The organism is Shewanella salipaludis (assembly GCF_012911865.1).
Taxonomy (GTDB): domain Bacteria; phylum Pseudomonadota; class Gammaproteobacteria; order Enterobacterales; family Shewanellaceae; genus Shewanella; species Shewanella salipaludis.
In genome coordinates this window covers 116,708-131,919 of the sequence record NZ_JAAXYH010000009.1, presented here as the reverse complement: position 1 = coordinate 131,919, position 15,212 = coordinate 116,708, and the positions used below count along the sequence as shown (strand labels likewise).

General features: G+C 56.9%; 14 protein-coding genes. 7 read left to right on the top strand and 7 right to left on the bottom strand.

The window, feature by feature from the left end:
* Window positions 1–267 precede the first annotated feature (267 nt).
* Window positions 268–711, bottom strand: a complete 444-nt coding sequence (gene yfbV / locus HC757_RS13175) for a terminus macrodomain insulation protein YfbV (protein WP_169564838.1) — start codon at window positions 709–711, stop codon at window positions 268–270.
* Window positions 712–902: 191 nt separating this feature from the next.
* On the opposite strand from yfbV, the gene ackA reads away from it, so the two are divergent.
* The 4 genes from ackA to HC757_RS13155 all read left to right on the top strand — a co-directional run bounded on the left by ackA (window position 903) and on the right by HC757_RS13155 (window position 5,923).
* Complete coding sequence (gene ackA, locus HC757_RS13170; RefSeq protein ID WP_169564837.1) at window positions 903–2,102, top strand: acetate kinase; 1,200 nt, start codon at window positions 903–905, stop codon at window positions 2,100–2,102.
* A gap of 77 nt (window positions 2,103–2,179) precedes the next feature.
* Window positions 2,180–4,321, top strand: coding sequence for a phosphate acetyltransferase (pta, locus tag HC757_RS13165; RefSeq protein ID WP_169564836.1), 2,142 nt, complete (start codon window positions 2,180–2,182; stop codon window positions 4,319–4,321).
* A 444-nt stretch (window positions 4,322–4,765) separates the two neighbouring features.
* Window positions 4,766–5,200 carry a nuclear transport factor 2 family protein gene (locus HC757_RS13160; RefSeq protein ID WP_169564835.1) on the top strand — a complete coding sequence of 145 codons (435 nt, stop codon included), beginning with the start codon at window positions 4,766–4,768 and terminating at the stop codon, window positions 5,198–5,200.
* A gap of 498 nt (window positions 5,201–5,698) precedes the next feature.
* A complete protein-coding gene (locus HC757_RS13155) occupies window positions 5,699–5,923 on the top strand; it encodes a hypothetical protein (protein WP_169564870.1) in 225 nt (74 codons plus the stop codon).
* 142 nt (window positions 5,924–6,065) lie between these two features.
* Here the strand turns inward: HC757_RS13155 and HC757_RS13150 are convergent, their stop codons facing one another.
* Together HC757_RS13150 and HC757_RS13145 are read right to left on the bottom strand one after the other, a co-directional pair.
* The gene (locus tag HC757_RS13150; RefSeq protein WP_169564869.1) at window positions 6,066–6,989 is read right to left on the bottom strand and encodes a class I SAM-dependent methyltransferase; all 924 of its coding nucleotides are present in this window, start codon (window positions 6,987–6,989) and stop codon (window positions 6,066–6,068) included.
* Window positions 6,990–7,122: 133 nt separating this feature from the next.
* The gene (locus tag HC757_RS13145) at window positions 7,123–8,274 is read right to left on the bottom strand and encodes an AI-2E family transporter (protein ID WP_169564834.1); all 1,152 of its coding nucleotides are present in this window, start codon (window positions 8,272–8,274) and stop codon (window positions 7,123–7,125) included.
* Window positions 8,275–8,383: 109 nt separating this feature from the next.
* Here HC757_RS13145 and folX point away from each other — a divergent pair, with 109 nt between their 5' ends.
* Both folX and HC757_RS13135 read left to right on the top strand, forming a co-directional pair.
* Window positions 8,384–8,746: a dihydroneopterin triphosphate 2'-epimerase gene (gene folX, locus HC757_RS13140; RefSeq protein WP_169564833.1), complete on the top strand. Its 363-nt coding sequence runs from the start codon at window positions 8,384–8,386 to the stop codon at window positions 8,744–8,746.
* Window positions 8,747–8,814: 68 nt separating this feature from the next.
* Complete coding sequence (locus HC757_RS13135; RefSeq protein ID WP_169564832.1) at window positions 8,815–9,705, top strand: TIGR01777 family oxidoreductase; 891 nt, start codon at window positions 8,815–8,817, stop codon at window positions 9,703–9,705.
* Between the two features lie 101 nt (window positions 9,706–9,806).
* Here the strand turns inward: HC757_RS13135 and HC757_RS13130 are convergent, their stop codons facing one another.
* The 4 genes from HC757_RS13130 to HC757_RS13115 all read right to left on the bottom strand — a co-directional run bounded on the left by HC757_RS13130 (window position 9,807) and on the right by HC757_RS13115 (window position 14,453).
* The gene (locus HC757_RS13130) at window positions 9,807–10,211 is read right to left on the bottom strand and encodes a VOC family protein (RefSeq protein WP_169564831.1); all 405 of its coding nucleotides are present in this window, start codon (window positions 10,209–10,211) and stop codon (window positions 9,807–9,809) included.
* Between the two features lie 167 nt (window positions 10,212–10,378).
* A complete protein-coding gene (gene lepB, locus HC757_RS13125) occupies window positions 10,379–11,074 on the bottom strand; it encodes a signal peptidase I (RefSeq protein ID WP_425313967.1) in 696 nt (231 codons plus the stop codon).
* A gap of 86 nt (window positions 11,075–11,160) precedes the next feature.
* Window positions 11,161–13,611 carry an ABC transporter permease gene (locus HC757_RS13120; RefSeq protein WP_169564830.1) on the bottom strand — a complete coding sequence of 817 codons (2,451 nt, stop codon included), beginning with the start codon at window positions 13,609–13,611 and terminating at the stop codon, window positions 11,161–11,163.
* Window positions 13,602–14,453 carry an ABC transporter ATP-binding protein gene (locus tag HC757_RS13115; RefSeq protein ID WP_244623520.1) on the bottom strand — a complete coding sequence of 284 codons (852 nt, stop codon included), beginning with the start codon at window positions 14,451–14,453 and terminating at the stop codon, window positions 13,602–13,604. The genes HC757_RS13120 and HC757_RS13115 overlap by 10 nt, the downstream gene beginning before the upstream one ends.
* 55 nt (window positions 14,454–14,508) lie before the next feature.
* Between HC757_RS13115 and HC757_RS13110 the strand changes: the two genes are divergently transcribed.
* Window positions 14,509–15,114 (top strand): arylesterase, encoded by a 606-nt coding sequence (locus HC757_RS13110; RefSeq protein WP_169564829.1) that lies wholly within the window; start codon window positions 14,509–14,511, stop codon window positions 15,112–15,114.
* The last annotated feature ends 98 nt before the right edge of the window (window positions 15,115–15,212 follow it).

Here is a 15,212-nt window from a genome sequence, read left to right as displayed (position 1 = left end):
TTGTAGCTGCGATAAGAGCCACATTGTTGCAAGGTTGTCTTGAAAAACACGGTATCCTCGGATGCCGTGTTTTTTATTTATCTGAAAGCCAAAAATACCAAGAGGACAAGTTATAAAAGGCCAGCCACCAGCGGTTCGCAGAGCATTCCCTCTGAACGACACTGTCCCGCCGAACCCTGATACTCTGGGCAATATCGGCACCATATCCAGCCTGATGGGCATAAGGGTTAGCATGAGCCAGGGCTCACCACGCCCTCATAGGCTAAATTACAACTCTTCCCAATAAGCGGCTTCCAGCCGTTCGAAGGCCAATTTCAAGACATGCGCCATGTCCAGATAGCAGGCCCGCCCGCCCAATGGCCGGCTCTCTATGCCCTGAGCGCTGAGTCTGCTGCTGAGCTTGTTGGTCCAATCGAACAGGGTCAGAGGTAAGGGATGACGGGCGCGCCACCCCAACCACAGCAGGCCTTGCAGCGGCAAGCTGATGAAGAATAAGGCCAGGGTCAGGGCCTGGGGTAAAAAATCCCAGCCAAAGAAGTAGAGCTGGCTCGCCAGGGTCAGGAGCGCCAACACAGGCATGCTGACCAAGGCGAGCCGGGTCGCCCGCACTACCCGGTATTCGGGAAAATAATGCCCCAGTTGTCTCACCATGGGCCAGACTTTCATATAGCGACGACCATCGCCAAGGGTTTTGAGGACTCGGATGCGCAACTAAGGCTCCTACGACAAGCTGACTATAAGGCTTACCTTAGCACAATTGCCGATATTGCCCCAAGCGAGGCGACTGTTGGACGCTAACTTGGGAACTGAGTTACAGAAATAGCACGGGATTGTGGCGGCCTGGGCGCCGGAAACGGTATCATCCCCATAAACGATTCATATTAAGCTAAAAGAGGTTAAACATGGCCAACAAATTGGTATTGGTACTCAACTGCGGCAGTTCATCGCTGAAATTTGCCGTCATAGAGGCCCAATCGGGTGAAGATTTCATCTCGGGTATGGCCGAATGTTTCGGGCTGGAAAATGCCAAGATAAAATGGAAACTGCAGGGGGTTAAGCAGGAGTCCAGGCTGGCACCTTTCAGCGCCCACCGCGAGGCGGTCGAATTCATCGTCAAGCAGATATTGTCACAGCAACCCGAATTGGCGGCCCAGATCCAGGCCATAGGCCACCGCATAGTGCATGGCGGCGAGAAGTTTACCCGCTCTGTCGTCATAGATGATGCGGTGATCAAAGGTATCGAAGATTGCGCCTCACTGGCGCCTCTGCATAATCCGGCCCACCTCATAGGGATCCGTGCCGCCCAAGCCTCCTTCCCCGACTTGCCCCAGGTGGCGGTATTCGATACCGCCTTCCACCAGAGCATGCCGGAGCATGCCTATATCTATGCCCTGCCGTACAAGTTGTATCGCGAACACGGCATTCGCCGTTACGGCATGCATGGCACCAGTCACCTGTTCGTCAGTCGCGAAGCGGCCAGGCTGCTGGGCAAACCTCTGGCACAGACCAATCTGATCTGTGCCCATCTGGGCAACGGCGCCTCAGTCACTGCGGTCAAAAATGGCAAGAGCGTGGACACCTCCATGGGGCTGACGCCACTGGAAGGCCTGGTGATGGGCACCCGCTGTGGCGATCTCGACCCTTCGATCATCTATCACCTGGTGCATCAACTGGGTTATACCCTGGATGAAGTCAACAGCCTGCTGAACAAGCAGAGCGGCCTGCTGGGCATTTCCGAGCTGACCAACGACTGCCGCGGCATAGAAGAAGCCATGGCCGAGGGCCATAAGGGCGCCACCTTGGCATTGGAGATCTTCTGCTATCGGCTGGCGAAGTATATCGCCGCCTATACAGTGCCACTGGGACGCTTGGATGCGGTGATCTTTACCGGCGGCATAGGTGAAAATTCGGACATCATCCGCGAAAAAGTACTGAACATGCTGGCTATTTTCAACTTCGAGGTAGATAGCGAGCGTAACCTCGCGGCCCGTTTCGGCAAGGCCGGCATCATCACCAAAGAGCAAGGGCCTGTCGCCATGGTGATCCCGACCAACGAGGAATGGGTCATCGCCGAGGATGCGATCAAGCTGGTTCAGGCTTGAGCCCCGGGGCCACATGGCCCAGGCAGATGCACAATTGCAGCCCTGCTGCCAAGTAATCACAGATATCAGAGGTTCATATGTCCCGCCATATCATGTTAATTCCCACCGGGGTCGGCGTTGGCCTCACCTCCCTGAGCCTGGGCATGGTCCGGGCGCTGGAGCGTCACGGGGTTAAGGTACAGTTCTTCAAGCCTATTTCTCAGCAACGCGCCACCGATACCGGCCCGGAGCGCTCGACCACCATCTTGCGCCAGTCGCAGACGGTCAACCCACTCGAACCCTTCAGCATGGCCCACGCCGAGGCGCTGATCCGCACGGATCAGACGGATGTGCTGATGGAGCAGATCATAGAACGTACCGCCGAATGTGCCGCCAACACAGAGATCCTGGTCGTCGAAGGCCTGGTGCCGACCCGACATCACCCGTTCGCCCGCGACATCAACTATGCCATCGCCAAGGCGATAGATGCAGACGTGATCTTTATCGCCACCCCGGGCAACGACAGCTCCACCGGTTTGATGAACCGCCTCGAAATTGCCTATAACTCCTGGGGCGGCAAGAAGAATAAACGCCTGATAGGCGCCATCATCAACAAGATAGGCGCACCGGTCGACGATGAAGGCCGCGCCCGCCCGGATCTGTCGGAAGTGTTCGATCACCAGGAGACCCAACGTCCGGATACCGCCGGCATGTTCCAGCTGCCGGGCAAGAGCCCCTTGAGGATCTTGGGTACTGTGCCCTACAACCTGGATCTGGTCTCGCCCCGGGCCTCGGATCTGGCCCAGCATCTCAACGCCCGCATCATCAACGCCGGCGAGATGGACACCCGCAGGCTGCGTAAGGTCACCTTCTGTGCCCGCAGTATTCCCAACATGGTCACCCATATCAAGACGGACTCGCTGCTGGTCACCTCGGGAGATCGCTCGGACGTGATAGTCTCAGCCTGTCTGGCGGCCATGAATGGGGTCAAGGTCGGGGCCCTGCTGCTGACCGGCAGCTATGAACCAGAGCCGGAGATCCTCAAGCTATGCGAACAGGCCTTCGAGACCGGCCTGCCTGTATTCCTCATAGACACCAATACCTGGCAGACCTCGCTCAATATCCAGAGATTCGATCACGAAGTGCCGGTCGATGATGCGGTGCGCATCGAACTGGTGCAGGAATACGTTGCCAGTCATATAGATCAGAGCTGGATTGAAGGGGTGACCAAACACTCACCCAGGGAACATAGGCTGTCACCGCCGGCATTCCGCTACAAGCTGACCGAGCTGGCCCGCGCCGCCCGCAAGACGGTCGTCTTGCCCGAAGGCAACGAGCCCCGTACCGTCAAGGCCGCCGCCATCTGTGCCGAACGCGGCATTGCCCGCTGCGTGCTCTTGGGCAACAGAGACGACATACTGAGGATCGCCGCCCAACAGGGCGTCACCCTGGGAGATGGGGTCGACATCATAGATCCCTTGGATGCCCGTGAGCGTTATGTCGAGCCCATGTTGGAGTTGAGACGTCATAAGGGCCTGACCGAAGTCGTCGCCCGTGAGCAGCTGGAAGACAATATGGTGCTGGGCACCATGATGCTGGCGCAAAACGAAGTCGACGGCATAGTGTCAGGGGCCGTCAATACCACCGCCAACACCATACGCCCGCCGTTGCAGTTGATCAAGACGGCGCCTGGCTCCAGCCTGGTATCGTCCATCTTCTTTATGCTGATGCCGGATCAGGTATTGGTCTACGGCGACTGCGCCATCAATCCGGATCCCGACGCCGAACAACTGGCAGATATCGCCATTCAATCGGCCGAATCTGCCATGGCCTTCGGCATAGAACCCAGGGTGGCGATGATCAGTTATTCGACCGGCACCTCGGGCACGGGCTCGGATGTGGATAAGGTGCGCGAGGCCACCCGCATCGCCAAGGAGAAACGCCCGGATCTGGTGATCGACGGCCCGCTGCAATATGACGCCGCCGTGATGCCCAATGTGGCGCGCTCCAAGGCCCCCGACAGCCCGGTCGCAGGTAAGGCCACGGTATTCGTATTCCCGGACCTCAATACGGGTAACACCACCTACAAGGCGGTGCAGCGCAGTGCCGAGTTGATCAGCATAGGCCCCATGCTGCAAGGCATGCGTAAACCCGTCAATGATCTGTCCCGCGGCGCCCTGGTGGACGATATCGTCTACACCATAGCCCTGACCGCCATCCAGGCATCGCAGAGCTCATAACCGCGAGTCGCACAGACGGACTGCAGCAGAACGAAAAAACACCGCCTTAAGCGGTGTTTTTTTAGCTCAAATGGCTCGAGTGCTCGGGTTGCGACTCACTAAGGCCGGCTAATCCAAACGACTGTCCAACCGGGTTGATTGCCATCGAAGATGAGGGACTGAAACGGGGAACGGATGTTTTCAGCAGCAGAAATGCTTGGGAGTTACTTTTTAACCACAGTTTTATCCGGCATAATATCAAGCACTTAAAGTGCAAGCCTTCAGTCGTCAACACAGTTTTCCACAGATTCTGTGGATAACCTTGAGCAGTCATCTCTCTGTATATGCCATGAATGAGACTGATGAGTCAATAGCCGAAACGTTAAATCGGACCATTAACGGCGGATCTTGTGTCTCGGGGCAGAAATCGCGATACTGGCCGGCAAACCCATGATTGACTGTCCTATGCAAAAACTCGCTTTTCTATGCCTGCTCTTCCTGTTCGGATGCGGTGACGCTGCCGAAGACGGCGCGTTAACCCATTCCCCGGAGAAAGTCACCCTGGGATTCTTCAAAGCCATCTATGTCGACAAAGATGTCAACGAGGCCAAGCAATACGTCAGCGAACCGCTGCAGGAACTCCTGGAACATTACTATATTGCCGCCTCGGTGCAACGACACATGCTGAACCTGTCGATGACGGACGTCGAAATGGAAATAGATGATGTGGATATCGACTTTTTCCGTAAGCTGTCCGACAAAGTGACCGTGGTCATCAAACTCAAGGGATTGAAAGCGGGGCAGTTTTGGATCGATGACAGAAGCTTGCGGCTGCATAAACGCGGCAAGAACTGGGTGATAGTCGAGATCTTGCCCGAAAAACGCCAGGTCAACGGTTAAGCCGGTTGGTATGAGGCAAAAAAATAGCGACCTGGGGTCGCTATTTTTTATCTGTCGCTATCAGCGGCTGTCTCAGGCCTCTTCATCGCACTCGGCAGGAACAGACAAGGAAACATCGTCTTTCACTTGATAGTAGGCACTCTCGTATTCCAGCACTTCCATAACAACTCCGCATAGATTCAGTAAGGTCTCAGAGGCATGTCTTGTATGAGCCGACATTTTGCCCGGTCAGGAAAAACAGCCTCTCCCCAGCAGTCTTTCCAACAACGGCATTATACCCAAGCCAGAACAGGAGTTACAGAAAACTTTCAGTTTTGTTGTCGATTCCAGCGAAAAAATGCTGAAATCGGCACCTTTCAGGGAAAACCCAAGAAAGACTTACAGAAATTGCGCCGCTTAGCAGCTTCAGGTATTTAGCCCATGCTGCTTACAAGCAAATAGTCTATTTCGGCGATGCCGCAGCTGCTATCTATTAATAGATGGCACTGGAGAGCGATGATGAATGCACTGATTGAATTTGAAGCAGGAAGATTCGTCGATCTATTCGAGCGTAACGACACCCTGGGCATACACATGTTCATGGAACACATGAACATTCCCCTCGATGTGCAGGACAGGCTCTACAACGAGATATCTTCACTGGTCAAAAAAGACCAGCGCAGCATAGCGCAAATCATAGAGACCTACGGCCAATCACTCCTTTCCGAACGCCTCGCCTACTAGCCTCACAGACCCAATTTCCCGGCCAGGATGACTGGCCGGGTTCGCTGTCGCTTGGCCGCGGGTTTACCTGGGGTTCGCCGACAGTTTACCGATAGCTCGCAGCCAAACTGCTGGTTTGCCGGGAGTCGACTGCGGAACATCATTACCCGCCGGTCGCAGCGGCAAGACGGTAACGCAATACCTTCAGGGCCTTTTCCGGATCTGCATCCTCGAACACGGCTGGATTATCGAGGCGCTCGATGAAGCTCAGCTGCGACGCGACCTCGGCCACTTGGCTGCGCAGGAATTGGCTGTCGAGTTCGGGGGCATTGAGACAGAGCAAGACTTCCCCATTGGCACTCAAGAGTTCCGGCAGGCGGCGCAACAGGCGCACATAGTCCTTGGTGGCGACGAAACTGCCCTTCTGATTGCTCGGTGGATCTGCGACTATGATGTCATAGGGACCCAGCTTGGTCAGTTTACCCCAGGATTTGAAGATGTCGTGTCCCAGGAAGCGGGCACCGGCATGAAAACCATTGAGCACATGGTTCTGTTTGCCTATGGCGAGCGCTCCCTTGCTCATATCCATGTTGACCACTTCATCCGCCCCACCGCGCAGGGCAGCCACGGAGAAGCCACAGGTATAGGCAAACAGGTTGAGCACTTTCTTGTGTTTAGCGTTGTCCTTGAGCCATTGCCTGCCGTTGCGCATGTCGAGAAACAGACCATGGTTCTGGCCCCGCAGCAGGTGTACCTGAAACTGCATGCCATTCTCGGACACCAGGTGCGGCTCAGGCACGGTGCCATGCAGCAACTGGGTATGGGTCTGGCCGCCGCTGCGGTACTGGTACACCAGGTTGAACGCCTCATCGCCCCCGAGTTGACTCCAGCGCTGCGCTATTGCCGCCACGCAAGACGCCAGCTCGCCGGCCTCCAATGGCATGAAACTGGTTAGCAACCACACGGGGGCGAACCAATCCAGACATAAGTGTTCACAGCCGGGAAAACGCCCGCCGCGGCCATGGAACAGCCTGACGGCCTCGTCGGTTAACTCGGCGGCGGCCACTTGCTGGATAAAACCTTGTATCGACTCACTACTCATTCATTACACTCATTGCAGGCCTAGATGCCTTGATTCGGTTGACACATAATTCAGCTGCCAAGGCGGCTGTTCGCCGGGCGCGCACGCAGCACCGGCATTATTTTCGCTGTTATCTCAGTCACTTGGACTTAACTTCAGCCTCAGGATCAGCCTCAGATTCAGATTCAGGCGAGGCCTCGGCTGCGGGCTCAAGCGTCACTGGCGACTCAGGGGCCTGCCCGGACTTGAGCAGTGACAGCTCGCTGAGATCGTCCGCCAGCATCACCGCCAGCCAGCCACCGCTCTTGCTCGATTCCAGCGCTATCTTGACTATCATGGTCAGCGGCACGGACAACAACATGCCGACCGAGCCCAACAGCCAGCCCCAGAAAATCAACGACAGGAACACCACCAGGGTCGACAGCCCCAACCCCCGGCCCATGAATCTGGGTTCGATCACATTGCCCATCACCATGTTGGAGCCCAGGTACAGGGCAGCCGTGGCCCCAGCTGCCGTTGGCCCCAGCTGGATGAAGGCCAGCAGTATCGCCGGGATCGCGGCTATGATGGAGCCTATGTTGGGTATGTAGTTAAACAGGAAGGCGATGACCGCCCACAGCAAGGCGTAATCCACGCCTATGATAGCCAGTCCAAGGCCCACTATGGCCCCGGTGCCCAGACTCACCAGGGTCTTGATCACCATGTATTGGTTGACCGAGCTCAAGAACTTATCTATCTGCTTGAGGCGCATGTCGGGATCGTCCAGCGCCAGATGCAGCTTCTTCGGCAGCGCCTGTGCTTCGAACAACATGAAGACTATGGTCAGTATGATGAGAAACAGGTTCGCCATCACATTGCCGACACCGGACAGCATGTTGGTGGTCATGGACAGGGCCATGCCGGGATCGAAGTACGCCAGCAGTTGCGCCTTGGAAACCTGTATGTTCAGGGATTGCAGCTTCTGGATAAGCCAGCCGAATTGCTCGATCAACTGATCCCGGTAATGGGGCAGCTGGGTGGAAAACTCGTTGACCGAGCGCCCCACCAGGGACGCCAACCACAGTCCCATCAGCACTATGAAGCCCATCAGCACTATGACGGCCAGCCACTTGGGGATCTTGCAGCGCATCATGAAGCCGATGGCCGGATTGCAGATCATGGCGATAAAGGCCGACAACACGAAGGGCACCACTATCGGACTGGCGGCTTTTATTCCTGCCAGGATCACCACCAAAAAGGCCATCACGGCAAAACTGCGGTAGGCCATAGAGGGCACATTGGCTCGAGTCATGAGTTAAAAATCCTTCTTGATCCTGGATAAAATTGTTAGGCTAAGTGCCAATAAAGACAACATTTTCAGGCAACACGCCTCAACCATGAACGGAATGATTATCGGTACTATGAAACCAGAAACCGCCATTATACGCATTAAAAACCTCAGGCTCCGTACTTTTATTGGCATCAAGGAAGACGAAATTCAGAACCGGCAAGACGTTGTAGTGAATATCGTTATTCACTACTGTGCCGAGAAAGCCCGCAACAGCGACAAGGTTGAAGATGCGCTGAACTACCGCACCATCACCAAGAGAGTCATAGGGCTCATCGAAAACAACCGCTTCTCCCTGTTGGAAAACCTCACCAACCAGGTACTGGCCATCGCCAGCGAGCATGCTTGGGTCGAATTTGCCAGTGTCGAGATAGACAAGCCCCATGCGCTGCGCTTCGCCGACTCGGTTTCCATGGAGCTGTGTTACAAAAAATAACCGCAATAAGCCGCCTTTCCCCCGACCGCATTTATACTCAATACAAGTTGGCAAGGGGACCAGGCAAGATGAGAATATTAATCACAGGGGCGACGGGCTTTATCGGCAGCCAGCTGGTTAGTCTGCTCGGCGAGACCCACTCCTTGGTGCTGGTGAGCCGCGACATACAGGCCGCCACCGCCAAGTTCGGTGAGCAGCACGGCTACCATCAGGGCCTGATCGGGCTCACAGAGCTCAACAACATAGACGCAGTGATCAACCTTGCCGGTGAGCCTATCGTCGGCAAACGTTGGTCCGAGGCACAGAAACAACGCATTTGCGACAGTCGCTGGGAAATGACGGCGTCCTTGGCCCAGTTGATCGCCCAGAGTGACACGCCGCCCAGGGTGCTGATCAATGCCTCGGCCGTGGGTTTCTACGGTCGCCACGGCAGCGAACACCTGGATGAAGCCGGCTCCTTCTACAATGAATTCAGTCACCAGGTATGCCAGCGCTGGGAGACCCTGGCACAAAAAGCCGGTTCGGATCGGACCCGGGTCTGTATCTTGCGTTTCGGCATAGTGCTGGGGCTGGGCGGCGCGCTGGCCAAGATGTTACCCGCCTTCAAGCTCGGCTTAGGCGGCCCCATAGGTCGGGGACAACAAGGCATGAGCTGGATCCACCAACAGGATCTCCTCAGATTGATTGAGTTCATGCTCAACACTGACACATGTCACGGCATCTACAATGCCACGGCCCCCCACCCTGTCAGCAATGCCGAGTTTGCCAAGACATTGGGACGGGTACTGAAGCGGCCGGCGCTGCTCCCCGTCCCTGCCTGGGCACTCAAACTGCTGATGGGCGAAATGGCTGAGCTGATCACAGAGGGGCAGTTTGTGATCCCCAAGCGCGCCCTCGCCGCAGGTTTCAGCTTCAACTACCCCTACCTGGAAGCCGCGCTCACGGATCTGCTGAGCTAGCAAATGCCATGGGCCATGGGAATTAGTGGGAATTACCTGAAAATGCCGGAACCCGAATCCAGTATCCGGCTCATGACTGAGATAGGGATCCCGGCTCGGGTTTATCCCTGCTGCTCCTGACTTTCCATATAAACCAATTCCCAAATGTGACCGTCGGGATCCTGGAAGCCATGGCCATACATGAAGCCATGATCCTGGGGCTGATTATAACTGCTGCCGCCTGAGGCCTGTGCCTTGGCCACCAGCTCATCGACCCTGGCACGGCTGTCGACACTCAAACAGACCAAGACTTCGGTCGCCTCCCTGGCATCACAGATGGGATTGGGGGTGAACTGAAGAAATTTCTCATGACTGAGCAACATCACACAGACATTGTCGGTCACCAGCATACAAGTGGCGCTGTCGTCGGTAAATTGCGGATTAAAACTGAAGCCCAACGCGGTAAAAAAGCGTATAGACAGGGGTAAATCTTTCACCGGCAAATTGATAAATACCTTGTCAATCATGTCTCACCTCACCTCACCTTGGTTAATTGTACTTCCTGTTACACAAACCATCTTAGATGTGCTGTGAATCGCAGAGCCGATCTCAGGGGCAGGCTGGAAATGAGCCCAGGAAACGGCTCCCTGAGTCACTAAAACACTGAAGCCACTGAAGCCAGCCACCAGCTTGGCTAGGGTTGCAACGACCGCATAAACCTGTCGGCGCGAGGCAGATAATAATCCTCATAGTCCAGTGACAGCAGCACCCTGTTGGCCCGGCCGAGGATTTCATCGCGCGGCACCAGACCTATCACCCTGGAATCGGCACTCTTGTCCCTGTTATCCCCCAAAGCCAGATAATAACCGGCCGGAATGCTGACAGGGCCAAAATTGGCTAACCCTGAGCTGCGCTGCATCAAGCGAATGGCGTGCGCCGCGCCGAGCAGAGACTCCCGTTTGTCGACATAGCTCGGCGACTCAGCTCCTGCGACAGTCGCGGCGGCTGAGGCTGAGACGGTGCCATCCAGCTCTCCATAGTCCAGCGCCATGCCATTGATCGTCAGGCGATTGTTGTTCATGGCGACGCTGTCGCCCGGCACGCCGACGACCCGCTTCACCAAACGCTTATCGGCCGCCTTGGAATCGAAGACCACGATATCGCCTCTGGCGGGATCTTCGAGTCTTGCCAGAGACACATGGGTGAAGGGCAGACGGAGATCATAGGCGAGCCTGTCCACCAGGATCCTGTCGCCCGGCACTATGGTCGGCAACATGGAGCCGGTCGGGACAGTATTCCAATCCGCCACTGCGCTGCGAAACACACACATGAGGCCAACAAAGAGCAGAAAGCCCTTGTTATCCCTGAGGCCGCGGCCAACCCTCTGCATCACCCCGGACATTATCCTTTGCTCCATATCTCACTCCTTAGCACCTATTTCAATAGATTTAGTTAATACACACATTACTGGTCTCACTATCCCTTGAGCAACTCACTGCAGGACAGGCTGAGCAACGCCCGACAGCGCCACACACCGAGCAGCGCCACCAACAAGCCGCCACAGACGGGGGCTATGCCCCACCAAGGCCAATGGGGGTAGACATTGAGCTCGAACACCTGGGTCTTGAGCAGGTACAGGGAAAACTCGGTCACCACCACGGCCAACAAGCCGGCGATGCTGCCAAGCAGCGCAAACTCTATGCCGGTGGCGCTGCGCAACAGCCAACCCGAGGCGCCGAAGGTGCGCAGCACCGCCAGCTCACGCTGCCGGGTCGCCATGCCCGCCTCGGTCTGGGCAAACAGCACCAGGGCACTGGCCAGCACCACCAGGGCCAGCACCAGGCTGAGCGCCAACGAGACCTGGGCGATGATCAGCCTGAGCTGCTCCACCATGGTGCCCACATCTATGATGGACAGGGTCGGAAACTGCTGGATGAGGTCGATAAGCACGGGGCGCTGTGCCTCTTCGAGCCGGAAGCTCGCCATCGAGGTATAGGCGAACTGGGCCAGGGCCTCATGGGTGAAGATCATGAAGAAATTCGGTTGCAGCGTCTCCCAGTGCACATTGCGTATGCTGCTGACGGTCACCACCAGTTCACGATTGTCTATGCTGTAGGTCAGCTTATCCCCCATGACTATGCCGAGACGCTCGGCGACCCCGGACTCGACCGACACATCGAAGGCGTTGCGGTTGAACTCACCTTGCAGCAATTCATTGTTGGGCGGCAGCTGCTCCCGCCAGGTTAGATTGAGCTCACGCCCTATTCCCAGCCGCCCCTGCTCACCCGCGTCCAGCTGTTCCCGGGAGAGCAGGTCCTCACCGTTGATCCGGCTCAGACGGCCGCGGATCACGGGATAAATATCGGTTGTCGCTATCTGCTTCTCCGCCATAAACGCCGCCAATGGCTGTTCATCGTCGGGGGCGATATTCACCAGGAAATAATTCGGGGCATTGGCGGGCAACTGCTTCTGCCACTCGTCGAGCAAGTCCTGCCGCAGCGACAGTATGGTCAACAAGAGTACCAGGGCGCTGCTGAAGCCCACCAGTTGCAACGCATTCTGCCGCGCCCTGCGGCGCAGGCCCGCCAGCGCCAGTTGCAAGGGGTTGGTGGTCTTCATGCCCACGCTATGACCCAGACGTATCATCCCGAAGCCCAACAGGCTCAGCAGCGCCGCCAGCAAGAGCACGCTCGCCACCACGGTCAGGGTCAGCGTCAGGCTGCCGGAATACAGATACCCCAAGAGCGCCATCGCCAGCAGGCTCAACAGCAGATGCAGCCACATGCCGACATTCACCCCTTCGAGGTTATGCTGCAACACCCGCAACGGCGGTATCGCCAGCAGGCGCAACAAGGGATAGGCGGAAAACATGAAGGCGCTGATGAGACCCGTGCCCAGGCCCAGCAACACGGGACGCAGCAGTGGCGGCGAATAGGCCGCTATGTCTTCGGGCAGGAAAGCTGTGATCCCCAGATCCAGCAAGTAACCGCCGAGCAGGCCCAACCCCAGGCCGGCCAGGGTCACCATGAGCAAGTGCATCCCGAACAAGCGGCGGATCTGTTTGGCCGAGGCACCGAAGGTCTTCAGCATGGCGACCACATCATAGTGACGCTGACAGTAGCGCTGGGCGGCGATACCTATGGCGGCACAGGCGAGGGCTATGCCCAGCAGGCTGGCTAGCAGCAAAAAACTTTCGGCGCGCTTGACGGCGGCGGCAATGGGTGACTCACCCGACTGCACATCGCGCCACTCCTGGCTGGTGGTGAGCCTGGGCTTGACCTCCTGTTCGAAGGCCTTGAGCTGCACCTCAGTGCCGACGAATTGATACAGATAGCTCACCCTGCTGCCTGGCTGTATTATGCCCGTCTTGGCGACATCTTCGATACGCATGAGGATCACCGGGGCCGAGGCGAAGGGATTGAAGCCGGCGTCTGGCAGACGACGGATCTCGGCGCCGAGGCGAAATTCGCTGTTGCCCAGCTCCAGCGTCTCAGGTTGGCCGAGCAGGCCCCCGAGACGGGTTTCAAACCAGATCTCCCCCGCCGCAGGCAGCGCCCGGGTCGGACCCGAGGCCAACTCTATCTGCCCCTTGAGCGGATAGCCGACCTGCACCGCCCGCACCGTCACCAACTGAAACTTATCCCCCGAATACACCATGGAGTTGAACTGCTGGTTGCTAACGGTTTTCAGTCCCAGGGCGTCGGCCCGCGCCAGCAGCTCGGGTGCCAATTTGGCCGGGGAATAGATGAGGCGATCGGCGGCGATAAACTGCGATGCCTGGCCCTGAATCGCCAACTGCAGCCGCTCGCTGACCCTGGCAAGGCCGCTGACAGACAATACCGCCAGGGTGATGGCCAGTATGATGAGCAGCAGCTGCCCCTGGCGTAACTCGCGCTTGAACAGACGCCAGGCCAGACTCAGTTCCATGTGCCCGACTCCCGTGTCGGCATGGCGCCGTCATCCGCGGCCGTGACGGCCTTGGGGCCTGCGCGCTCGGTCTCGCTGCAGTCTTGAGAACCGGCCTCGGGCGCTTGTGCATTCGAGTGCTCGGGCTCGGACAAGTGTCCCGACTCCATCAGCAGTTGCCGCTGGCAGCGCCTGGCCAGCTGCATGTCGTGGGTCACCAGCACCAGGGTGGTATCACTCTCCTGGTTGAGGGCAAACAACATGTCGGCAATTTTATGGCCGTTGGCGGCGTCCAGGTTGCCAGTGGGCTCATCGGCGAACAGCACCTTAGGTTCACAGATGAAGGCACGGGCGATGGCGACCCGCTGCTGCTCACCACCGGACAATTGTTTGGGCAGGTGGGTCAGCCTGTGGGACAAGCCGACCCGCTCCAGCATCTGTTGCGCCTTTTCCCTCGCCTGCCTGACCCCGGCGAGTTCGGCGGGCAACATCACATTCTCCAGCGCCGTCAGAGTATCGACCAGCATGAAAGACTGGAAGATGAAGCTCACCTTCTGCTTTCTCAGACTCGCCTTCTGTTCCTCGTTCAAGTCGGACAGTGCCACTCCGTCGAGCCAGATCTCACCCGAGCTGGGGGTATCCAAGGCGGCCAACAGCCCGAGCAGGGTCGACTTGCCCGAGCCGGAAGGCCCGAGTATCGCCACACTCTGTCCCGGCTTGACATGCAGGTTAATGCCGTCGAGGATAGTTAACTCACCTTCCTGAGTAATAACGGACTTTTTGAGGTTAACCACATTTATGGCACTCTCACGCGGCACGCTTTCGCTGGACTGGCTGTCACAAGACATACTTTCGCTAGACATAAAATCCTTCTTCATTGGAATGCTGGGGCGCACGCGACCCGTCCTCGCGCGCTCGATGCAGATATCGGCCTTGCTGGTATCCGGCATCTTGCTAACGGCGACGCCGGTATCGGCTGCCACTATATTAATACTGGGTGATAGCCTGAGTGCAAGCTATGGCATGCCGGAACATCAGGGTTGGGTGCAGCTGCTGAGAGATAAACTGCCAGAACATAAGATCATCAACGCCTCGGTCAGCGGCGAAACCAGTGCCGGCGCCCTGCGGCGATTGCCCGCCCTGCTTGACTCTGTCGCCCCCGAGCTGGTGTTGGTTGAGCTCGGAGCCAACGATGGCCTGCGGGGATTTTCACCGGCGCAGCTGAAAAAAAATCTTACAAAAATCATCACGCTCATCAAATCCACAGGAGCCAATGTGCTGCTGAGTGACATACTTATGCCTCCCAACTATGGCAAGCGCTACAGCCAAGCGTTCCGCCGGGTGTATCAGGAAATACAAACCGAACAGGCAATCACCCTGATGCCCTTCTTCATGCGGGAGATAGCGCCTAACCCAGACTTGATGCAAAAAGATGGCCTGCATCCCAATCAAGCCGCCCAGGAACAGATCAGCCTCTGGGTAAAACCTTGGATTGTCCGGGTACTGCCAGGGGTTCAGCAATAAGGGTCACAAAAATACTCACTAGCAGCCAGAAACTTGTTCTACAGCAATATTTATGTCAGCAAACGCGGCTAGGATGACCGCGGGTTAATTTTTAACAG